This is a genomic window from Trinickia camelliae (genome assembly GCF_053525655.1).
Window position 1 is genome coordinate 18881 of sequence record NZ_JBCHAA010000027.1, and the last position, 21855, is coordinate 40735.

Below are 21855 nucleotides of genomic sequence, written 5' to 3' on the forward strand. Positions count from 1 at the left end.
ACTTCATTGCGTCTTCGCTCCAATTGCTCCAACTGCGCTGCTCGCCACGCTTGCCTGGCCGAGTTCGGTCCAGCGCTTTTCTTCCATTGCAATCGACTGCTCCACCGCCGCGAGGTCGTTACCGTCGACCTTCCCCGGCACCGGATCGAGCCCGAGCGACGCGAGCAATTGCCCGTACGCGCTTTCGAGTTCGCCGTAGCTCTGGTACATGCGCAGCTCCGACATCATCGCGCTCGTGGCCGCGCGAATCTCTTCGAGCTTGCCCTGTGCATTCGCGACGGTCGCGTTGTGCGTGTGCTGGAGGATCTGCTGATCGACGTCGTTCATTTCCTTGAAGAGCTCGAACTGCCGCTGACGCGCGCCAAGCTCGGCCTGCGCTACATGCACTTGCGTGAGCACCGCCATCGACAGCGCGAGCCGCTGCGCATGCGCGACGTCGAGCTCCGCGTCCGCCATGCCGCGGATGTTCTTCGCGTTCAGCACGTTGAGCAGGTTCCAGCTCACGTTGATGCCCGCCGACTGCCACCAGTGGTAGTACAGGAAGCTGTTGCTGTCGTAGTGGGTGCCGAACTGGAGCTCGATGCCCGGCAACAGCTTCGCCATCGCCTTGTGCGTCTCGTTGACGCTGATGCGTTCGTTATAGCGGGCCTCGACGAGTTCCGGCCGGCGCTCGAGCGCGGTCTCCTCCATCTGGTCGATCGGCATGCTGAACGACGGCACGTTGAAGTCCTGCGGCGGCGCCAGCGTGAAGTCGCTGCCCGGCGCGACGTTCATCAGCGAGGCGAGACGCGGCTTCGCTTCCTCGAGCTGATCGCGGACCAGTTCGAGCTGACGCATGATGTCGAGCAGCGCGTGCTGGTAGTTGAGCGTGTCGATCGGCGAGCGCAGGCCCTGTTGCTGCGAGCGACGCGAATCGTCGAGCGCTTGTTTGGCCTGATCGAGCAGCGGCCCGATGCGATCGTGCAGCCGCTGCGCGCCGGCCGCTTCCCAGTACGCCTCGCGCACCTGCTGCATCATCAGCTCGACCACTTTGCGCCGCCGCTGCTCGAGCACGAGCACGCGGTCGGCCTGCTCTTTCGCCTCGAAGTAGCTGACGCCAAAATCGAGCACGTTCCACGAGAAGCCGATATCGAAGGTCTTGTCGGTCTTGTCGGTCGAGTACGACTGCGCCAGCGTTTGCTCGTTCGAGAAGAGCCCCTGCGACGACGACGAGAGCGGCACGCTGCGCGCCGTGTAGCCCGCCGCCGTGGTGAGCTGCGGCAGCATGTTGAAGTTGTCGATGTTGAGCTGTTCCTGCGCGAGCGCCGCTTCCATCATCTTCACGCGATGGTCGAGGTTGTAGCGGATCGCACGCGCCATCGCCTCGTCGAGCGTGACGGGGCCAGACAACGGCGGCTGGTTCGCGAACATCGCCTCATGGTCGGTATGCGCGGCCTGAGCACGCTCGGCGTCGGTGAACGGCGCCGGGTGGATCGCGCAGCCGGACAGCCACAGCGCGGCGACGGAAAGCGCGATCAGCGAAAGACGCGGCGCTCGCAAAACAACGGTCGAAGAACTCACTTCGGCGACTCCCTGTGTCGAGGGTGTGGGTGTTGAAAATCTGAGGCGGGTCATGCCCGGTGCTCCGCAGCGGCAGGCGTGGCCGCCGTGGCCGCCGTAGCGGCCGCAGCCGGCCGCACGGCGTGCAGCGCAGCGCGCGCCTGCGCGAATTGCTGCGCGAGCGAGGGCTTGCCGGCCGGCAGCGGCGCCTGGTCACGGTCGCGCGCGACGAGCGGCGCGAGCGCGTTGCGCGACGCGTGCGCCGGGGCATGCGTCGTGTGGCCGTGGCCATGGTGTGGCGACGCGTGGTCCGCATGGCGGCCGCTCGGCGCGAGCACGACTTCGTTCTGCATGACGTTGCCGGCCGCATCGCGTTGCTGAACGACCACGCGAACGTCGTGCGCACCGGCCGGCAGCGCGCCCGCCAGCGTGCCGTTGGCCGCGTCGTAGTGAAGCCAGGTCGGCAGCGGACGGCCGTCGGCGAGCCGCACGGTCACGTCCGACATCGCGTTCAGGCGCATGCCGTCGGCGGTCGGCAGCAGGTTCGACAGATTCATCACGAACGCGTGATTCGGCGAGACGTCGTAGTCCATGACCACGGACTGCGGCGCGAAGCTCGTGAAGAGCGACAACGACGAGTCCTGCGACTCCGCCGCCGACGTCACGCTCGTGTGATCGAGCGAGAACGGCGCACGGCCATCGTGCGAGTCGGTGAACGTGATGGTCGGCTCGGTGGGCGTCCCGCCGAGTGCGGGCGGGCGATCGAGTTCGATCAGCACGGGCGGCAGATCCGAGTCGAAATCGAGCGGCGTATCCGGAGGCGGGCTTTGCGTCATGACGGGAGGCTGCGCAGGCGGCGGGGGCGTGCGGCCCTCGTTGCCGGGTGTCTGCTGAGTCGTCACGACGTCCACATCGACCGTCATCGATATCGGCTTGCTCGTCTTGATGCCGTCGCTGACGGTGAAACTGATGGTGCGCGTTCCCGCGCTGCCCTGCGCGCTTTCCGCCAAGCTGATCGCGTGTGTTGCCGCCCCCCTGCCTCCGCTTTCCGAGAACGCGATCGAATCGAGCGCGGCGTCCCACTGGGCGAGCGTTGCGGCGCTGCCGTTCGCGGTCAGCGTCAACACGCCTGTCGCCGCGTTGAACGAGCCGCCAATGCTGCCCGTCGCTGCACTGCCGGTGAATGACAGCACGTCCTGGCCCGGCACGAAGCCGCCGCTGATCGAGACCGTGGCGGTCGTAATCGTGGCATTGCCGCGATCGCTCAACGTCACGCCGGGGTCGAGCGTCACGGGCGAGCCGCCATTGCCACCTTCGATGTAGGTGACGGTGCCGCCGCCCCCGACCTCGATCGGCGTCTGGTCGGTGTCGGCCACGCTGATGGTCTTCGTCACGAGCGCCGAACTTTCGGTGCCGTCGTTGACCGTAAAGCTGATCGTGCGCGTCGCGTTGTTCGGCGTGATGGCGGTGTCGGTGTAGAGGATCGAATCGAGCGCCGCCTGCCACTGCGCGAGCGTGGCCGTGGCGCCGCTCGAAGTCAGCGTGAGCACGCCTGTCGATTCGTTATAAGTGCCCGCGATGTTGCCCATCGCCGAGCCTTCGTTCGTGAAGCTGAGCCGGTCCTCGCCGCTTTGGAAATTGCCCGTGATCGCGACCGTCGCCGATGCGAGCGTCGAGCTGCTCAAGTCGGTCAGGGTCACGCCGGAATCGACAGCGACGGGTGTCGACGTCACGTTGTCGCCCGCGACGAACGAGGTGGCGCCGGTAGTCGTCGTCACAACCGGTTGCGCGACCACGTCGACGGTTTTGGTGGCGGCCGTGCTGTTCTCGGTGCCGTCGTTCGCGACGAACGAGATCGTGCGGCTGCCGAGCGACGCGCTCGAGGCGGACGAGAAGGTCACCGCGTCGAAGGCGTTTGCCCACTGCGCGTCGGTCGCGGTTTGGCCGGCCGAGGTCAGCGTCAACACGCCTGTCGTCGAGTTGTAGGAGGCCGCGATGTTGCCGAACGTCGTGCTGCTCGTGTTCGTGAAGGTCAGCGTGTCGCCGCTATGGAAGTCGCTCGTGATCGACACCGTGCCCGATGCTTGCGTCGTGTTGTCGAGATCGCTGACCGTCACGCCGCCGTCCACCGTCGCGCCCGATGCGCCCGGCACGTAATACGTGTTGCCGCTCGTGGCCGTCACGATCGGCGTTTGGTCGGTGTCGGCGACTGTCACCGTGCGCGTCGCGGTATTGCTGGTGTTGGCGTTGCCGTCGATCGCCGTGAAACTGATCGTGCGCGTCGCGTTGTTCGGCGTGATCGCCGTGTCGGTGTAGGTCACTGCGTCGAACGCGGCCTGCCATTGCGCGGTGGTCGCGCTCGCGCCAGCCGAGGTCAGCGTCAACACGCCCGTCGCCGCGTTGTACGAAGAAACGGTGATGTTCCCCATCGTCGAGCCGTTGTTCGTGAACGCGAGCACGTCCTCGCCGCTGTGGAAGTTGCCCGTGATCGCTACCGTCGCCGAAGCGAACGTCGAGGCGCTGCCGTCGCTCAGCGTGATGCCCGGATCGACCGCGACCGGTGTCGAAGTCGCGTTGTCGCCCGCGACGAAGGACGCCGAGCCGGAGTCCGCGGTGATCGTCGGCGGGCCCAGCACGTCGACCGTGTCGCTCGCCGCCGCGCTGTTCTCGATGCCGTCGTTGACGACGAACGAGATCGTGCGGTTGCCCGGCGTCGCCGATGCGCTCGCCGAGAACGTGATGGCCGAGAACGCTTGGGCCCATTGCGCATCGCTTGAGGTCGCGCCCGACGACGTCAGCGTCAGCACGCCCGTGCCCGCGTTGTACGACGCTTGGATGTTGCCGAACTGGCTGCTGCTCGTGTTCGTGAACGACAGCGTGTCGCCAATGTGGAACCCGCTCGTGATCGACACCGTGCCCGACGCTTGCGTCGTGTTGTCGAGATCGCTGACCGTCACGCCGCCGTCGATCGCGACGGCCGAGGTGCCGCCGATGTAGTTGGTCGTGCTGCCCGTAGTGCTCACGATCGGCGTCTGGTCGACGTCGGCCACCGTGACCAGGCGCGTCCCCGTGTTGCTGGTCGTGCTGCTGCTGTCGGTCGCCGTGAAGCTAATCGTGCGCGTCGAGTTGTCCGGCGTGATGGCCGTGTCGGTGTACTTCACCGCGTCGAGCGCGGCCTGCCATTGCGCGGTGGTCGCGGTAGCGCCGGCCGAGGTCAGCGTCAACACGCCCGTCGCCGCGTTGTACGAAGAAAGGGCGATGTTCCCCATCGTCGAGCCGTTGTTCGTAAACGACAGCACGTCCTCGCCGCTGTGGAAGTTGCCCGTGATCGCCACCGTCGCCGAGCCGAACGTCGAGGCGCTGCCGTCGCTCAAGCTCAGCCCCGAATCGATTGCGACCGCCGTCGACGCTACGTTGTCGCCTGCTGTGAACGCCGCCGAGCCGGAGTCTGTGGTGATCGTCGGCGGGCCCAGCACGTCGACCGTATGGGTCGCCGCCGCGCTGTTCTCGATGCCGTCGTTGACGACGAACGAGATCGTGCGGTTGCCCGGCGTCGCGCTCGCGCTCGCCGAGAACGTGATCGCCGAGAACGCGTTCGCCCATTGCGTCCTAGACGAAGTCGCGCCCGACGACGACAGCGTCATCACGCCCGTGGCCGAGTTGTACGAAGCCACGATGTTGCCGAACTGGCTGCTGCTCGTGTTCGAGAACGACAGCGTGTCGCCGCTGTGGAACCCGCTCGTGATCGACACCGTGCCCGACGACATCGTGGTGTTGTCGAGGTCGGTGACCGTCACGCCGCCGTCGATCATGACCGCCCCGGTGCCGCCGACGTAGTTCGTCGTGCCGCCCGTCGTGCTTACGATCGGCGTCTGATCGACGTCGGCCACCGTGACGGTGCGCGTCGCCGCGCTGCTCGTGTTGCTGTTGCCGTCGGTCACCGAGAAGCTGATCGTGCGCGTGTTGTTGTTCGGCGTGATCGCTATGTCGGTGTACGTGACCGCTTCAAGCGCCGACTGCCATTGCGACAGCGTCGCCGAATTCCCCGCCGAAGTGAGCGTCAGCACGCCCGTGCCCGCGTTGTACGAAGCCGCGATGTTGCCGAACGTCGTGCTGTTCGTGTTCGTGAACGACAGCCGGTCCTCGCCGCTCACGAAGTTGCCAGTGACCGACACCGTCGCCGAGGCGATCGTCGACGTAGCCGGGTCCGTCAGCGTCAGGCCCGAATCGACCGCGACCGGCGTCGAAGTCGTGTTGTCGCCCGCAGTGAACGCTGCCGAGCCGGAATCGGTCGTGACGACGGGATCGGGGTTGGCGACGTCGACGGTCTTGGTCGCGGCCGTGCTGTTGTCGGTGCCGTCGTTGACGACGAACGACACCGTGCGGTTGCCGTAGGTCGTGCTCGTGCTCGAAAACGTGATGGCTTCGAACGCGTTGGCCCATTGCGCGTCGGTCGCCGTCGCGCTCGCCGAACTCAGCGTCAGCACGCCGGTGGCCGAGTTGTACGAGGCGATGATGTTGCCGAACTGCGTGCTGTTCGTGTTCGTGAACGCGAGCGTGTCGCCGCTGTGGAAGCCGCCCGAGATCGACACCGTGCCCGACGATTGCGTCGTGTTGTCGAGATCGCTGACGGTCACGCCGCCATCCACGTTGACCGCCGTCGTGCCGCCGAGGTAGTTCGTCGTGCCGCCCGTGGTCGTCACGATCGGCGTCTGGTCGGTGTCGGTCACGGTGACCGTGCGCGTCCCCGTGTTGCTGGTGTTGCCGATGCTGTCGGTGGCCGAGAAGCTGATCGTGCGCGTTGCGTTGTTCGGCGTGACCGCGATGTCGGTGTAGGTCACCGCTTCGAGCGCGGCCTGCCATTGTGCGGTGGTCGCCGAGGAGCCGCTCGAGGTCAGCGTCAACACGCCCGTGCCGGCGTTGTACGACGCCGCGATGTTGCCGAACGTCGTGCTGTTCGTGTTCGTGAACCCAAGCACGTCCTCGCCGCTGTGGAAGTTGCCCGTGATCGCGACCGTCGCGGAGGCGAATGTCGAAGCGCCGCCGTCGGTCAAGCTCAGCCCCGAATCGACCGCGACCGCCGTCGACGCCACGTTGTCGCCCGCGACGAACGCGGCCGAGCCGGAGTCCGTGGTGATCGCCGGCGGCGCCTCCACGTCGAGGGTCTTGGTCGCCGCCGTGCTGTTGTCGGTGCCGTCGTTGACGACGAACGACACCGTGCGGTTGCCGTAGGCCGTGCTCGCGCTCGAGAACATCACCGCCTCGAACGCGTTGGCCCACTGCGCGTCGGTGGCGGTGTGACCCGACGAGGTCAACGTCAGCACGCCCGTGCCCGCGTTGTACGACGCACTGATGTTGCCGAACAGCGTGCCGTTCGTGTTCGCGAACGAGAGCGTGTCGTTGGCGCTGTCGAAACCGCTCGAAATCGTGACCGTGCCCGACGCCTGCGTCGTGTTGTCGATATCGCTGACCGTCACGCCGCCGTCCACGTTGACGGCCGTCGTGCCGCCGACGTAGCTCGTCGTGCCGCCCGTGGTGGTCACGACCGGCGCCGCATCGATGACGTCGACGGTCTTCGTCGCCGCCACGCTGTCGGTGGTGCCGTCGTTGACGGTAAACGAGATCGTGCGGTTGCCGTCGGTCGGACTCGTGCTCGAGAACGTGACGGCTTCGAGCGCGTGCGCCCATTGCGAGTCAGTGGCGGTGCCGCCCGACGAGGTCAGCGTCAGCACGCCCGTGCCCGAGTTGTACGACGCGCTGATGTTGCCGTACGTCGTGGCGCTCGTGTTCGTGAACGCGAGCGTGTCGCCGCTGTGGAAGCCGCCGCTGATCGACACCGTGCCCGAGTGCTGCGTGGTCTGGCTCGTGTCGGTCACGTTCGCGCTGCTGTCGACGTCCGTGGCGCTCGCGCCGTCCGTGTAGTTCGTCGTGCCGCCCGAGGTCGTCACGATCGGCGGCGCAACGACGTCGACAGTCTTCGTGACAGCCGTGCTCGATGCAAGGCCGTCGTTGGCCGTGAACGTGATCGTGCGGGCGGACGTGACCGGGTTGGCCGCGGTGTCGAGATAGGTCACGGCGTCGAGCGCGGCCTGCCATTGCGTGATGGACGCGGTGCCGCCGCTCGAGCTCAGCGTCAGCACGCCGCCGGCGTACGACGATTCCGTGATGTTGCCGAACGTCGTGGCGCTCGTGTTCGTGAACGCCAGTACGTCCTGGTTGCTCTGGTAGTTGCTCGTGATCGCCACCGTCGCCGAGGCGGCCGTCGACGCTTCGGTGTCGCTGACGGTCAGCCCCGAGTCGACCGCGACCGGCGTGCCGGAGACGCTGTCGGCCGACGTGAAAGTCGTCGCGCCGCCCGACGCCGTGACGGTCGGCCCCGTGACTTCGGTGTAGACGATATGACCGAGCGTCGTCACCAGGTTGCCGCCCGCGATCGTGAGGCTCGTGATGTCGCTGAAGCCCGAATTGGACGTCGAAAGATCGACGGTCTGCGTGACGGAGAGGTTGTTCGACACGATGCTCGTCGACACCGTCCCGCCGCCCGCGAGGTTCCCGGTGAACGTGACGTTGGCGTCGGCGATACCGTCGTAGTCGAGGCTCGCGATGTTGAACGCCTTGCCGTCGGTCATCGAGATCGTGACAGACGAGATGCCGCCGACGCCGACCGAGTCGATCTGCAGCGCGTTGCCGCTGCCGTTTTCGTCCGTCAGCGCCTGCAGGAACGTATCGGTCGTCACAACGTTGTCGGCGAGCGCGCCGGTCTTGGTGATCGTGTAGGTAATGCCGTCGAGCGAGAACGACGACGTCGTACCGGAGTCGTAGCCGTTGTCGTCCGGGTTCGTGAAGTTCTCGATGGTCTGCGACAGCACGTAGTCGTAGCCCTGCTCGGCTGCGCTCGACAGCACGACCGGCGTATGCACGTCGCCGACGTCGTAGTTCAGCGTCCAGCTGCCGCCGAGCGCGGCCGAGCCGACGAGGTTCGTCGAGGCCGCGACGTTCAGGCCCGAGAGCGACGAGATCTCATGGACGAGCGAGGCGCCGTCGCTGCCGGCGGCCACGTCGCAGCCGTAGATCAGGAAGTCGCCGTTCGGCTTCATCGCCGCGCCGATCTGCGCGAGCACGGCGCTGTACTGCGCGATGTCGCCTTGATCGAGCAGCACGTTGCCGACCTGCACTTGTCCTTCCGCGCCGTGCGAAATCAGGTTGATCGCATCGATGCCAGGATGCTGCTTTACATACTGCGCGATTTGCTCGAGGCCGTTGCTGTTCGGATTCAGCAGCACGACTGTCACGTTGGAAGGCAAGCCCGTCAGCAACTCCTGATAGTTGGTCACGTTCGTGTCGACGAACACGACCTCCTTCTCGGGCGTCGAGCCGCCCTGCGCCCCAGCCGTGAGCTGCGTCTTGTGGTTCACCTCGCTCGCGCGCTGCGCGGGGGCATTGGCGGTGTTACCAGTTGGCGTCGCGCCCTCGCCCGGCACCGTGGGCGACTGCGTTTTCTGCGCCTCATAGTTGGCATGGTGATGACTCGCCTCGGCATGATGATGGGCAACGGGCACCGCAGCCACCGACGCCTCATAGACGATGCGCGGCTCGAGCGCGAGCATCAGCGGAGCGGGCGCGACAGCCGGCGCGCGCGGCGCCGGCCGTGCAGCGAACCACTTGAGGAGTTGCTGGGCGAGTTTCATCTTTCCAATCTCCGAAGCTGACGGCCGGCGCCCCTAGGCGCCGGCCGTCACGATCACGACTAACCGCGCGACGGGTAAATGCCTTGCAGCGCGATGATGCAAGTCAGGCCCAGGTACGGATTGCGCAGCGAGAAGGGCTGGCCAAGGCCCGCCGTGGCGTTCTGCACCGTCGGCGCCGGGGCCGTGACCGGGGCATTGAACGGCGCGAGCGTGGTGGACGCCGCGGACGTGCTGTACAACTGACCGGGACGGCCGCCCGCGTCGATCGGCCCCAGGATCGTGGTCGGCCCGGGCACCGCGCCCTCGCCCGTCGTCGCCGTCGCGGCCGGGATCGCGATCGAGACGGTCCCCGCGGCGCCGCTCGTCACCGAGGCCACGTGCGTGTGCGTCGGCAGTTGAGTGTTCGTCAGTTGGGTGTTCTCCACGCCGGACTTCTCGCCCGGCACGATCGGCGCGAGGCCCAAGCCGGTGCCGGTGCCTACCGGACTGCGGCCCTGGAGGTCGGGCAGGTTGAAGTTCGTCTGGCCGTTGCCGCCATACGTCGTGCCGAGCAGCGCGAACAGCGCCTGGTTTTGCGTAATCGAGATTGTCTGGCCCTGGCACTGCGCCCAGCCGTACGGCGCGAAGGTAAAACCGACCATGCGGATTTCGCCGAGAAACGGATCACTCATCACAGCCCCCTAGATGGAAAGTTGAACTACGTGACGCGATGTGGCTCGCCGGCATCCTCGGCCGGGAACGAAGAACGCAAGCAATGCATCACCGCGCTCAGCATGGCGCGGCCGTTGATAGGCCGCGCCGGCGTGGCGAGCAGATCCCACGCGTCGCCATTGGGGGCGGTGATGCGGAAATTGTCTTGAGGAAGTTGGACGCCTTCGGGCAACTCGAAGATGGCCGAATAGCAGACGTAGTCGTCGTCCATCGGAATGCCGCCAGGCGCCGCGGCAAGACGCGCTTGAACGGAACGGCCATCCGGCGTGCTGAGCACGAACGGCTGCCCGATCGCCGCGAGGAGCGCGGCGTGGGTGGGTACGGTCATCTCGAAGCCCCGGTTCTCTCGGACCGGAAGTGGCTCCGGCCTTGGTTATTCGGTGTTGTGTTCACATGCGGCGCTGTTCGATGCCCCTGGCCGCCGCGTGCGGTATGTACGGCGCTATGCCGCGCTCGCCTCCAGCCCCGCGAGCGGTACTGCCATTTCTTCGTCGAACGGCTCGGCAGCCCGGCGCATCTGCTCATAGACGCCGTTCTCGCCAATCGCCACAAAACCGAGCCTGCGATAGAGCGCACGCACGGGGTTATCGAACTCGACATACAGACACATCGGCATCTCACGGCGCGCCGCCTCGGCCACGAGCGCGCGCATGAGCCGTGTGCCGATGCCCGCACCGCGATACGCCGGCAGCAGCGCGATGTCGATCAGGCGCGCATCGCTGCCGCTCCAGTCGTGATAGAGGCGCCCGACCGGCGTCTCGCCGACTTGCACGACATCGAAGCGGCCGTGCGGGTAATGGCGGTGGTAGTACGTGTCCTGCGTCGTGAACTGTCCGGCGAGCAGCGTGTGAACCTCGTCCGCGCCCCAGCCCGCGTCAAGAAACTCCGCCGTGCGCGTGCTCGCATAAACCGCGTGGAGGAAACACCGATCGGCCGCCATCGCCGCGCGCAGGCAGACGTTTCCGCGCGAACCGTCGACGGGATTAGCAGATGCGGTAATGGGGGAACCGATGGAATCGACCGTGCAATGGTTCATTGCGATCAGGCGTTATTCACGCTCGCTAAAAGTTATTCGTTGTTTGTTTCGTCTGATGTTAGCCGACCGGTTATGACGCTGCAATCACGACGGCTTAAATCGAGGTACGGAATTACCCGCACGGGGCTTGCAATATGACTGAGCCGTAATAGTCCGTAACGGAGACCCTATCGACCCGGGACCCCAAAGGCCCGCGCCGCCAAGCCTTGTCACCTCAAATCAAAAGCTATTTGAAAGAATTTGGAAGGGCAGGAAAATAACGAGCGTGCACTTTTTTTCACGTCATTGGATAATGCGCATCGAATAATTGCGCGCAAAGGTTTGCACGAAAGAATGATATTTTGCTAAAACGTGAAAAGCTGATTGGCGCGAGTTCGATCGGCGAACAAATTAATGCAATGGCAATAACTGCTGTTCTTCTTTCCCCCGTCATAAACACATGAACAACATTACGAACTACCCCGTATTGGTTTTCGCAATTTCCTTGGTATTGCAGTGGGGCTCGGCCCGTATCGGCACCGTGCTCACCAAACGGCGCGGCGATATGGGAGCCGATGCTCGCGAAGACTTCGGGGTAATTCAGGCGGCGACGCTGACGCTGCTCGCGCTCATCATCGGCTTCAGCTTTTCGATGGCGACGAGCCGCTACGATCTGCGCAAGAGCTACGAGGAGAACGAGGCGAATGCGATCGGCACCGAGTACGTGCGGGCCGATCTGCTGCCCCCCGCGCAGGCGGCAACGGTGCGCGCGCTGCTCGCGCGCTATACCGACGTGCGCATCCACTACTATCAGACGCGCGACGCACAGCAGCTGCAGCAGATCAACACGGCGACGGCGCAATTGCAAAACGGCCTGTGGTCGGCGGTGAGCGCGTCGGCCGCTCAGCAGCCGACGCCTGTCATGGCGCTCGCGGTGTCGGGCATGAACGACGTGCTCAACACGCAGGGCTACACCCAGGCCGAATGGTGGAACCGCCTTCCGCTTGCGGCATGGGTGTTGATGCTGCTGATGGCGGTCTGCGCGAACACGCTCGTCGGCTATGGCATGCGCACCAACAACGGCAAGAAACTGCTGGTCGTGCTGCCGATCGTCGTCTCGATCGCCTTCATGCTGATCGCCGATATCGACAGCCCGCGTGGCGGCGTCATTCGCGTGAAGCCGCAGAATCTGATGGCGTTCGCGCAATCGCTGCCCTCGCACTGAAACCCGTCGCGCCGGCAGCCGACATAAAAAAGCCTCGGCTGGTCCGTGCCGAGGCTTGGTGGCGCTTACCGAGTGCTCGCGGTCAATTCGGCACCCAGTACCCCTTCACCCACACCCAACGACCCTCGGCCCAGACCCAGCGGCCCTTGACCCAGTGATAGCCGGGCGCAGGCGCGGCCGGCATCACCTCGACGACGGGCGCAGGCTGCGCCGGACGAGCCGGGGTGACAACGCACGCCGACAGCGTCGCGGCGCAAATGAGCGCGAGCCCTGCGGCTTTCAGAAACGATCCTTCCTGCATGACCACCCTCTCGGTTTACTTTTCTACAATCGGTCCACCGTCTCGCTTATGCCAATGGTGTGACGGTATGTTTTATGAGCCCCCATTAGCCCGCATCAACTTCGTATCAATCCCTCCATCGGCTTAAAGCCGCTGATTTGTCCAAACAGCGCCGACGCCGTGCGCTGCGGATCGAGCCGCAAGCTCTCGCTTGCCGCGCTCGCGATCATCGTGTCGAGCGCGGTTGTCGGCCGCAGGTCGCGCCCCTGGTACAAATCTCCCGGCCGCAGCCCCGGCCAATCGGCCACGACGCGGCCGCCCTTTACCGCGCCGCCTATCAGCATCGACGCAGAACCCGTGCCGTGATCCGTGCCGCCCGTCCCGTTCGCGGCGGCGGTACGGCCGAACTCAGTGGCGACGAGCACCGTCGTCTTGTCCCACACCGGCCCCAGGTTGTCGCGCAGCGACGCGAGCATCGTGTCGAGCGACTTCAGCTGGTTGGCAAGCCGCGCGTTCTGCGCGCTGTGCGTGTCCCAGCCTCCCGTCTCGATCATCGCGATGCGCGGGCCGTCGTCCTTCGCGAGAAAGCTCGCCGCGAGCTTGCCGAGGCTCGCCGGGTCCTGCCGCGCGCTCGCATCGCCGGCGAGGCCGCGCGCCGTCATCGCCTCCTGCCAGAGCGGACGCAGCTGCGCGTCCTGCTCGTAAAGCTGAGAGACGCGTGCGAGCAGATCGTCGGGCGCGGCCGGCAGCGCCGAAGGTGCATACGACGCCACTTCGACCTTGCCGCGCAACGCCATCGGTACGGTCGGCGCGAACGCGATCGCTTGCGCGCGGTTCGCCGGCATCAGCCCGACGAGCCGGTTGAGCCAACCGTCTCTGACCTGATACGGTGCCGTGCCGCCCGTCTCGAGCACGTTTTGTCCGTCGAAATGCGAGCGATCCCGGTAGGGTGAAGCAATGGCATGCACGAACAGTGCCTGACCCTGCGAGTACATCTGCGCGGTCTGAACGAGCGACGGATGCAGCGCGAACGTGCCGTCGAGTTTCGTCGCGGCGGCGGTGTCGATCGCGAGCGCGCCGCGCAACCCCGCGTAGGCCGGGTCGGCATACGGGACGACGATGTTCAGGCCGTCGGCGGCGCCGCGCTGGATCACGAAGACAAAGCGCCGGTCCGTCTCGACGCTCGCGAACACGATTTGCGGCGCGACCAGCATCGCGCCGGCGCCGGCGGCCGTGAGGCTCAGGAATTGGCGGCGGGAAGTCATGGCTTCATCTCCGTTGAAAGTCGGGCGACACGAGCACGAGCGCGACCGCGGTCGGCACGCTCTCGGCGCGCGAGACCGCGAGCTCGGTCGGCTCGGACAGCGATCCGGCCATGAGCGTCTGTCCAAACGAGTGCGGGTCGACGTTGTCGCCGACGCGCGCCGCGAGGCGCTGAGCCAGTTCGACGCGGCGCACGAGCGCGTCGGGCGCGGCCCAGCTCGCGGCGATGTCGTCGTAACCGGCGGGCGAGCCGGGGCGCCAGACGGGCTGCCCTAGCTGCGTGAGCATCGGCGCGGCCTGTGCGCTGCCCATGTCCTCCCGGCCGAGCCCCCGCAGCGACGAGATCGTCCAGTCCCACGGCGTCTTGAACTTCGCGGCGACCGGCGACCAGGCTTCCGGCGAGTCGATCAGCGCGCGATAGACGGTGGGCAGGTCGCCGCCGCTTTGCTGGAACGCTTGCGCGAGCCGGTCGACCATCGGTTGAGGCGGGTTGTCCGACGCGAAGTGGCGCGCGAGCTTGCCGGCGATGTGCCGCGCCGTGGCCGGCGACGAAGCGAGGTCATGCAGGATCGCGCGCGCCTGCCCTTCGCCCGGCTCGCCGTAAGTGCGGCCCATGATGGTGCGCACGCCGGGCTCATGGAGCTGCGGGCGAAACACGAAGCTGCCCGGCTCGCCTTCCGGCCCGAGAAGCCGCGCGGCCTCAGTGCCTCGCGGCGGCACGATGCTCCAGCCCGTGAGCGCGCGCGCGAACTCCGTAACGTCAGCTTGCGTATAGCCGGTGCGCACGCCGAGCGTATGCAGCTCCATGATTTCGCGCGCGAGGTTCTCGTTGAGGCCGCGCTTGTTGTCGGGATTGCGCGCGGCGGCTCGCATGGCGGCGGGGCTGTCGGGGCCGACCGAGCGCGCCTGGTCGAGAAAGACCTGCATCGCCGGATGGCGCTCGACCGCGACGAGCATGTCCTCGAAGCGGCCCAGCACGTGCGGGCGGATCGCCTCGGCTTCGAACGCGCCTGCGAGCGCCGCGACTTGCGGCTTCTCGGTCGATACCGCGAAGTGATTGGCCCAGAAGTGGACGAGCCGTTCGATGAACGGCGTTTGCGTAGTGAGCGCGCTGTCGACGCGCGCGTTCACTGCCGCGCGGTAGAGGTCGAGCACCTCGCCGCGCAGTTCTTTGCGCGCGGCGACCTTCGCGCTCGCGTCAGACGCCTCGCGCGCTTGCATCTGCTGCTGGCCGAACTGTTGGGCAAGCGCGAGCGAACCAGGTTGCGCGGACCATGCGGACGGCATCGGCTGATAAGCCTCGAATTGCTTCATCAGCCACGCTTTTGGATCGGCGAGCGGCACGTCGTCGATGCGCGCGCCGAGACCGAAACGGTTCAGCGCGATCGCCGCCGGATTCATGCCGGGTGAATTAGCCATGCTGCCCTCTGCGAGCGGTGGATACGTTCTTTAAACGTTGCGCGGGCTGGTTTTCCGTCGCGGCTTAGCGTCCTTTATCCGTTACCGATCGTTTCAACGGCTCGCAGGCTTCTGAGCCTGCGCTTGTGCCTGCGCCTGCCGCCACTGGCCGATTTCCTTGAGACTGTCCGCGAACTTCACCCGCTCATCGGGCGTGAGCGTCGCCGCGAAATCGGCGACGCCCTGCTCGACGCGCGTACGCAGCGCGATGTCCGCATTGCGCGTCTTGGCGAGCGCGGCATCGAGCGCGGCCCGGTCGAACTGCGGCGCCGCAAGCGCGCTCAACACCTCGCGGCGTCCTTCGCGGCCTTCGCGCGCGTACTCGCGACCGTCGCGGCGGGCGTCCTTCAGTGCATCGACGAACTCCTGTTCGCGAACGTCGCCAAGATTTTCGGCTGCGAAGCGCAGCGCGCGCGGCGGCTGCTGGGCCGCCGTCTTCTGTTCGTGATGCGCGGCGAACAATTGATACGCGCCGCCCGCGACGCTGCCCAGCAAGAACACGTTCAAGACGAGCGAGCCGATCATCACGGCTTTCCAGGAGCAGCGAGTCATTCGCCGCTCCAGTCGGCGGCCGAGCCGCCGAAACTCGTCGTCGGAAGCGACGACTCGTGCTCGGGCGGCGGCACGCTGCCCGTCACCACGAAGTACGACACCGCGAGCGCACCGGCCAGCCCGCCCGCGAGCCCGACGCCCGCGAACGCCGCGCCCGACCACCAGACCCACCGGCGGCTCTTCTTCGCGGCGCTCCGGCGTCCGGCCGAGGCCGGTGCAAGCGCGACGACGCGCGCATAGAGCGCGTCGCTCGGCTGCGGAGCCGGATCGCTCGCGAGGCACGCGTCGAGCCACGCCGAGTCGGCCATCAGCGCGTCGGCCTCCTGGCGGTGCCGCTCGGCCCACTCCTTGGCGCTTTCGCGCTCGGCAGCAGGCCAGCGGCGCGAATCGGCGCCGTAGGCTTCGACGATTGCTCGGAATCTCTCGGGGGTCATGGCGTTTCCTTACTTGATGCGCCTGGGCCCAGCTGCGCGCGCAGACTACGGCGCGCGCGGGCCAACAGGCTCTCGAGGGCGTCGACCGAAATGCCCATCAGTCCGGCCGCCTCGATGTTCGATAGTTCCTGGTAGTAGGTGAGCACGAGCGCCTCGCGCTGCCGCGCCGGCAGCGCGGCGAGCGCGGCCCGCACCTGCTCGCCGCGCGAGCGCGCTTCGAGCTCGGCATCGGGCGCCGCGGCGGGATCGGCCTCGTCCGGGATCTCGTCGACCAGGGTCTCGCGATGCGCGCGCAACCGGTCGTAGCAAAGATTCAGCGCGACACGATGCAGCCACGTGTCGAAGCGGGCTTCGCCCTCGCGCCAGTGGGGCGCTTGTTTCCAGGCCCGCATGAAGGTCTCCTGCGCGACATCTTCCGCCTCGTTGCGATCGCCGAGCAGGCGTGCCGCCAGCGCGAGCACGCGCGGCAGCTTGCGGGCGACGAGCGTACGCACCGCTGCCTGATCCGCCTGGCCGACTCGCTCGATCAGCGCCGCATCGGGGTCGCCGTCTTCCTGGTCCAACGGGCGTGTTCTCGTGAGGGTCTCTCGCGTCAAGCCCAGTGTCCGGGTATCCACCGCCAGGTCCCGCGGTACGGCGCCCAATGACCCGGCACCCACCTTCCGCCCCGATACACCGGCCGCCAGTGGCCCCCTACCCAGACGTAGCGGCCGCCGACCCAGCGCCAATGGCCCGGATCCCACACATAGCCCGCGCGCGGTCCCGGCACGACCTCGACGCGAGGCGGCGGCGGCGCCATCGGCGCGATGACGACTTGCGCAAACGCGCCGGATGCCGCGAACAACGTCACGGCCGCGGCCAAGAGCCGCGCGGTCTGGGAAAGTCTCATGCGTGTTCTCCGCTGGAGTCGGTTGCCGAAAGTGCCTCGTTGTCTGTTGAACGGACGAGGCGGAAAAATCCGTCGCTGGCTTTGAAATATTTCCTTTACGCGTTTTCCCGCACGAGCCGCGCTTTGCCGAGTATTGCCGCTATCCGGCTTGCCTCACTTCTCCCGCAGCGGATCGAGCAGCGGCTTCAGGCCGTTGTGATCAAGCTCGTGCATCAGCGCGAGCAGGCTGCCCAACTCGCCGCGCGGGAAGCCCTCGCGCGCGAACCAATTCAGGTAATGCCCAGGCAGGTCGGCGATGAGCCGGCCTTTGTATTTGCCGTAAGGCATGACTCGTGTGACCAGCAACTTCAAGTGTTCAGGGTTCATCGTTTCGTCGAATCATTGCGCCGGCGCGCGCCGGCTTCATCCGCGTTTCGTCATTCGATAGTGCTACGCAGCACTTACAAATCGCCTTCACGATTATTGACATCCTTTACGCGCGAAACACTTCCGGCATAGAGTCACAGGGTCAGTTTTACGTATGAAGGCCAAGAAAAGACCGACCAGGCAAGACCTCATCACACGTTCGAGGAGACCCCCACCATGTTGCTCCGGCTGCTCGCCGCCTTGCCGTTCATCGGCATTCTGCTAGGTGTTCCGTTCTTCAACCAAGTCGAACCGCTCGTTCTCGGCATGCCGCTCGTGCTTGCCTGGATCGTGATGTGGGTCGTGCTGACGGCGTGCATCATGGCGCTCGTCTACCACCTCGATCCGGCCAACCGCAAGGGCGCCGGCGCTGCCGAGGAGGCCCGCTCATGAGCAGCGCACTCGTCATCATCGCGGCCGCCGCGCTCCTCGCGCTCGCGCTCGGCGTGCGCGCCAAGCGCGGCCACGACATGAACCTCGAACAGTGGTCGGTAGGCGGACGCAGCTTCGGCACCGCCTTCGTGTTCCTGCTGATGGCAGGCGAAATCTACACGACGTTCACGTTCTTGGGCGGCAGCGGCTTTGCCTACGGCAAGGGCGCGGCCGTCTTCTACATCCTGCCGTACGCGACGCTCGCCTACATCCTCTCTTACTGGCTGCTGCCGCCGATCTGGCGCTACGCGAAGGCAAACCGGCTCGTCTCGCAGCCGCACTTCCTCTCAAGCAAGTACGCGAGCCCGTCGCTCGGCGTGCTCGTCGCTCTCGTCGACGTGGCCGCGCTGGTTCCGTATCTCGTGCTGCAGTTCAAGGGGCTCGGCATCATCGTGTCGACGACCTCGTATGGCGCGATCTCGTCGACGGCCGCGGTCTGGATCGGCGCGATCGTCGTCACGGCGTACGTCATCATTTCGGGCGTGCGCGGCTCGGCTTGGAATTCGGTCGTGAAAGACCTGATGATCCTCGGCGTCGTGCTGTTCCTCGGCATCTATCTGCCGATCCACTACTACGGCGGCCTCGGCAGCATGTTCCATGCGATCGACACCGCCAAGCCCGGCTTCCTGACGTTCCCCGACAAGGGCATGAGCGTCACGTGGTTCCAGTCGACGGTGCTGCTCACCGCACTCGGCTTCTTCATGTGGCCGCATACGTTCGGCTCGGTGTTCACCGCGAAGGACGAGCGCATTTTCCGGCGCAATGCCGCCGTGCTGCCGATCTATCAGCTGATCCTGCTGTTCGTGTTCTTCTGCGGCTTTGCCGCGGTGCTCAAGATACCGGGCTTGAAGGGCTCCGATATCGACTTGTCGCTGTTCCGCTTGTCGCTGCAGACGTTCGACCCGTGGTTCGTCGGCGTGGTCGGCGCGGCGGGCGTGCTGACCGCGCTCGTGCCCGGCTCGATGATCCTCATCACGGCCGCCACGCTGATTGCCAACGACGTCTATCGCGGCGCGCTCAACCGCAAAGCCGACGACCGTCAAGTCGGCAAGCTCGCGCGCGTGCTCGTGCCGGTGATCGCGCTGGTGGCGGTCGGGTTCACGTTGAAGGGCGGCGAGACGATCGTAGCGCTTCTCCTGATGGGCTACAGCTTCGTCACGCAGCTTTTCCCGGCCGTGGTATGCAGTCTCTTCGCGCATAACCGCGTGACGAAGCAAGGGGCGTTCGCGGGCATCGTCGCGGGTGTGGCGGTGGTCACGTACACGACGCTCACGAAGGCGAGCGTCGGACAACTGTTCCCGTTCCTGCCCGACCGGTTGAAGGACCTCAACATCGGCTTTCTCGCGCTCGCGTTGAACATCATCGTGCTGGTCGTGGTGAGCGCGATCACGCAGCACCGCTCGGCGGCGCAGCAGACGCACGCGCCTACGCATTGAGCCCAAACGGGTGCGCACTTTCATCGGCCCTCATGTCTGACGAAAGTGCGCTCGCCCACCTACACCGTCGATGCGCCCCGGTAAGCTAAGGCCTGAACGGCCAAACGCCAGTCCGGGGAGCCAATGCGGTCTACGACCACCTCACTGATCTCACTGCTGCTGTGGGCGCTGGCAAGCCTCACCGCCGTCGCCCCACGCGCGGCCCACGCCGCTGATGCCGACTGCCGCGCCGGCACGCTCGTCACGGTCGTCGCCCACCTCGACGACGACCTTCTCTTCGTCAACCCCGGCATCAGCGAGCACATCGCGGCGGGCTGGTGCATCGTCACCGTGCATCTGATCGGCGGCGCGGACAGCGGGCCGTTCGACTACGTTCTCACGCGCGAGAAAGCCATCCGGCAGACGTACGCGCGCATGGTCGGCGTGGCAAACGATTGGGACCAATCGATGGTGACCATCGCCGGCAAGCCGGTGCATCAGATGGTGCTGAAACAGCAGCCGCGCGTGAAGCTGCTCGAAGTCCGCCTGCCGGGCGGACAGGTACGCGGCGGACGCGTGCCGCTCGGACTGCTGTGGGACGAGAACGCGACGATCGCGAGCTATCCGATGAACGACGACGGCTCCGGCGCCACCCACTACAACCGTGCCGATTTGATCGCGACGCTCGGCGAGATCCTCAAGCCCGCCACCGAGATCTACACGCTGAACCCCGACACCGTGCCGTTCATCGAGCACCCCGATCACATCTACTCCGCGCGCATCACCCGAAACGTCGCCCAAGGCCTCGGCCTGAACGTGCCGATTCGCTACCACCTCACCTATCCGACGGGCGGCCTGCCGATGAACGTGCCCGCCGCCGAGGTGCAGCAAAAGCGCGACGAGGTGGCAAGCTACTTCACGATCGACGGCAACCAGGCCACGCACGTGTTCGGCGAGTACCAGTGGAACGGAAACTGGGTCGCGCGGCGCTATTCGTTCGGAGGACATACCAATCATCCGGAGCACGATTTCGAGCCGCGCAAGCTCAATCTCGTCAACGCCTACACGAGCCAATGCCTGACCTCGGGCGGCGTCGGCAAGCCGCCGTATCTCGCCGCCTGCGACGAAAGCCCCGCGCAGGACTGGCGCTGGCAGCCCGTCATCAGCTACCCCGGCAATCCGCACGACGCGACGCTCGTCTCCGAATCGTCTTGGCTGTGCGTCGCCGAGCGCGGCGGCGGTCTCGTCGAAGAAAAGTGCGACCCGTCGCAGATCGCGCAACGCTGGACGCCATGGGATTTCGGCCTCGTCTACACGCCGTTGCGCCACTGTCTCGGCGAGAAGGACGGCCAACTCGCGATCGGCGCGTGCGCGCCGCTCACGACCGAATACCGCTGGGCGCCGACGCCCCATTCGCAATGGACCGACCTGCGGCTCGCGGGCGCGATGTACGCCGACGTGACGGGCAACGGCAAGCCGAACGCGGTGTTCGTCGAGCGGCGCCACGACGGACCGGGCTTCGACGTATGGGTCGCGGATCTCGTGCCCGGCGCGCACGCGGCGCCCTGGTACGTGAACGCGGTGCCGTTCGACTACACGTCGATTAAGCCGACCTGCACCGGCGACACGCTCTGCTTCGACAGCACGCGCTTCCTGCTCGCCGACTTCGAAGGCACCGGCCGCGCCGACCTGATGGCGATCGCGCCGCGCAACGGCGGCACCGCGTTCTGGCTCATGCGCAGCACGGGCAAGGGGTTCGAAGCGCCGCGTCTGTGGTACCAAAGCACCTCGGCGCTCATGCCCGCGCTCGCACAGCAGTACGTCGCCGCCGACTTCAGCGGGCATGGCCGCGCCGACGTGATGGTCGCGCAACGGCATGCCTCGGGGCTCGATCTTTGGGTGCTCGCGGGCAATGGCCTGACGGGCAGCGATCCCGCGCTGTGGATGGCGGCATCGGGCCTGTCCAGCGGCACGCAATTTCTCGCGGCACGCACCGCCGGTTCGCCGCGCATGGGTCTGCTTGCGCTCGAACGGTCGGATTCCGGCCTCGCGCTCACGCAACTCGCGAGTTCAGGCAGCGCGTTCAGCGGCGACATCCGCGCGCAGCAGTTCAGTGGCTTTTCGGCGTCGCTCGCGAAGGCAACCACGGGGGACATTGAAGGCAACGGCATCGACGATCTGTTCGTGCTCTCGGCACGCAACCCGAGCGCGGGGAACCACGCGAATATCGATGTCTGGATGATGAAAGGCGGTTCGCGCTTTGGCGAGCCGGTACGTGTGGCGACGCTCGATAACGTGTCGTGGGCCGATGAGATTCCCACGCTCGTCGAGCGTGCGGGCAACGCAGGAAAGGACCCCGCACTCGTGCTCTTCAAGCGCGCGAACGCGGTCATCGGCGACTACTACTTCACGGGCGGCGCACCGGGGCTCGCGGGCTACGCGGTATCGCCAGATGGGAGGCTGGGTCCCGCGCAGGATTGGGGGGGCTTGCCGGGGCTCTTTACGGAGACGATGCGGCTGGACCGGTTGCGGCAGTGAAGACGAAGCGG

Annotated in this window: 17 protein-coding genes; 4 read left to right on the plus strand and 13 right to left on the minus strand. The window is 66.3% G+C overall.

Annotated elements, in window-relative coordinates; translation table 11 throughout:
* Positions 1–3: 3 nt before the first annotated feature.
* From AAHK20_RS31460 to AAHK20_RS31480, 5 genes are all read right to left on the minus strand, one after another.
* Positions 4–1410, minus strand: a complete 1407-nt coding sequence (locus tag AAHK20_RS31460; protein WP_449185444.1) for a TolC family protein — start codon at positions 1408–1410, stop codon at positions 4–6.
* Between the two features lie 200 nt (positions 1411–1610).
* Entirely contained in the window at positions 1611–9227 is a 7617-nt protein-coding gene (locus AAHK20_RS31465) for a DUF4347 domain-containing protein (protein WP_449185420.1), read from the minus strand.
* A gap of 59 nt (positions 9228–9286) precedes the next feature.
* Positions 9287–9898 (minus strand): phage tail protein, encoded by a 612-nt coding sequence (locus AAHK20_RS31470; protein ID WP_449185421.1) that lies wholly within the window; start codon positions 9896–9898, stop codon positions 9287–9289.
* A 26-nt stretch (positions 9899–9924) separates the two neighbouring features.
* The gene (locus AAHK20_RS31475; RefSeq protein WP_449185422.1) at positions 9925–10266 is read right to left on the minus strand and encodes a DUF6916 family protein; all 342 of its coding nucleotides are present in this window, start codon (positions 10264–10266) and stop codon (positions 9925–9927) included.
* 114 nt (positions 10267–10380) lie between these two features.
* Positions 10381–10974 carry a GNAT family N-acetyltransferase gene (locus AAHK20_RS31480; RefSeq protein ID WP_449185423.1) on the minus strand — a complete coding sequence of 198 codons (594 nt, stop codon included), beginning with the start codon at positions 10972–10974 and terminating at the stop codon, positions 10381–10383.
* 439 nt (positions 10975–11413) lie between these two features.
* Here AAHK20_RS31480 and AAHK20_RS31485 point away from each other — a divergent pair, with 439 nt between their 5' ends.
* Complete coding sequence (locus AAHK20_RS31485; protein WP_449185424.1) at positions 11414–12178, plus strand: bestrophin-like domain; 765 nt, start codon at positions 11414–11416, stop codon at positions 12176–12178.
* An 82-nt stretch (positions 12179–12260) separates the two neighbouring features.
* Here the strand turns inward: AAHK20_RS31485 and AAHK20_RS31490 are convergent, their stop codons facing one another.
* The 8 genes from AAHK20_RS31490 to AAHK20_RS31525 all read right to left on the minus strand — a co-directional run bounded on the left by AAHK20_RS31490 (position 12261) and on the right by AAHK20_RS31525 (position 17420).
* Positions 12261–12479: a YXWGXW repeat-containing protein gene (locus AAHK20_RS31490; RefSeq protein WP_449185425.1), complete on the minus strand. Its 219-nt coding sequence runs from the start codon at positions 12477–12479 to the stop codon at positions 12261–12263.
* A 95-nt stretch (positions 12480–12574) separates the two neighbouring features.
* Entirely contained in the window at positions 12575–13723 is a 1149-nt protein-coding gene (locus AAHK20_RS31495; protein ID WP_449185426.1) for a DUF1501 domain-containing protein, read from the minus strand.
* Between the two features lie 4 nt (positions 13724–13727).
* The gene (locus tag AAHK20_RS31500; protein WP_449185427.1) at positions 13728–15140 is read right to left on the minus strand and encodes a DUF1800 domain-containing protein; all 1413 of its coding nucleotides are present in this window, start codon (positions 15138–15140) and stop codon (positions 13728–13730) included.
* 93 nt (positions 15141–15233) lie between these two features.
* Complete coding sequence (locus AAHK20_RS31505) at positions 15234–15731, minus strand: periplasmic heavy metal sensor (RefSeq protein ID WP_449185428.1); 498 nt, start codon at positions 15729–15731, stop codon at positions 15234–15236.
* Entirely contained in the window at positions 15728–16165 is a 438-nt protein-coding gene (locus AAHK20_RS31510; protein WP_449185429.1) for a hypothetical protein, read from the minus strand. Before AAHK20_RS31510 ends, AAHK20_RS31505 begins: the two co-directional genes overlap by 4 nt.
* Positions 16162–16824, minus strand: a complete 663-nt coding sequence (locus AAHK20_RS31515) for an RNA polymerase sigma factor (RefSeq protein WP_449185430.1) — start codon at positions 16822–16824, stop codon at positions 16162–16164. The genes AAHK20_RS31510 and AAHK20_RS31515 overlap by 4 nt, the downstream gene beginning before the upstream one ends.
* Positions 16758–17054 (minus strand): YXWGXW repeat-containing protein, encoded by a 297-nt coding sequence (locus AAHK20_RS31520; protein ID WP_449185431.1) that lies wholly within the window; start codon positions 17052–17054, stop codon positions 16758–16760. Before AAHK20_RS31520 ends, AAHK20_RS31515 begins: the two co-directional genes overlap by 67 nt.
* A 153-nt stretch (positions 17055–17207) precedes the next feature.
* Positions 17208–17420, minus strand: coding sequence for a DUF3820 family protein (locus AAHK20_RS31525; RefSeq protein ID WP_137333647.1), 213 nt, complete (start codon positions 17418–17420; stop codon positions 17208–17210).
* A gap of 216 nt (positions 17421–17636) precedes the next feature.
* Between AAHK20_RS31525 and AAHK20_RS31530 the strand changes: the two genes are divergently transcribed.
* The 3 genes from AAHK20_RS31530 to AAHK20_RS31540 all read left to right on the plus strand — a co-directional run bounded on the left by AAHK20_RS31530 (position 17637) and on the right by AAHK20_RS31540 (position 21844).
* The gene (locus AAHK20_RS31530) at positions 17637–17852 is read left to right on the plus strand and encodes a DUF3311 domain-containing protein (protein ID WP_449185432.1); all 216 of its coding nucleotides are present in this window, start codon (positions 17637–17639) and stop codon (positions 17850–17852) included.
* On the plus strand, positions 17849–19327 hold the full coding sequence (locus AAHK20_RS31535; RefSeq protein ID WP_449185433.1) for a sodium:solute symporter family protein: 1479 nt from the start codon (positions 17849–17851) through the stop codon (positions 19325–19327). The genes AAHK20_RS31530 and AAHK20_RS31535 overlap by 4 nt, the downstream gene beginning before the upstream one ends.
* Before the next feature lie 123 nt (positions 19328–19450).
* Entirely contained in the window at positions 19451–21844 is a 2394-nt protein-coding gene (locus tag AAHK20_RS31540; protein WP_449185434.1) for a ricin-type beta-trefoil lectin domain protein, read from the plus strand.
* The last annotated feature ends 11 nt before the right edge of the window (positions 21845–21855 follow it).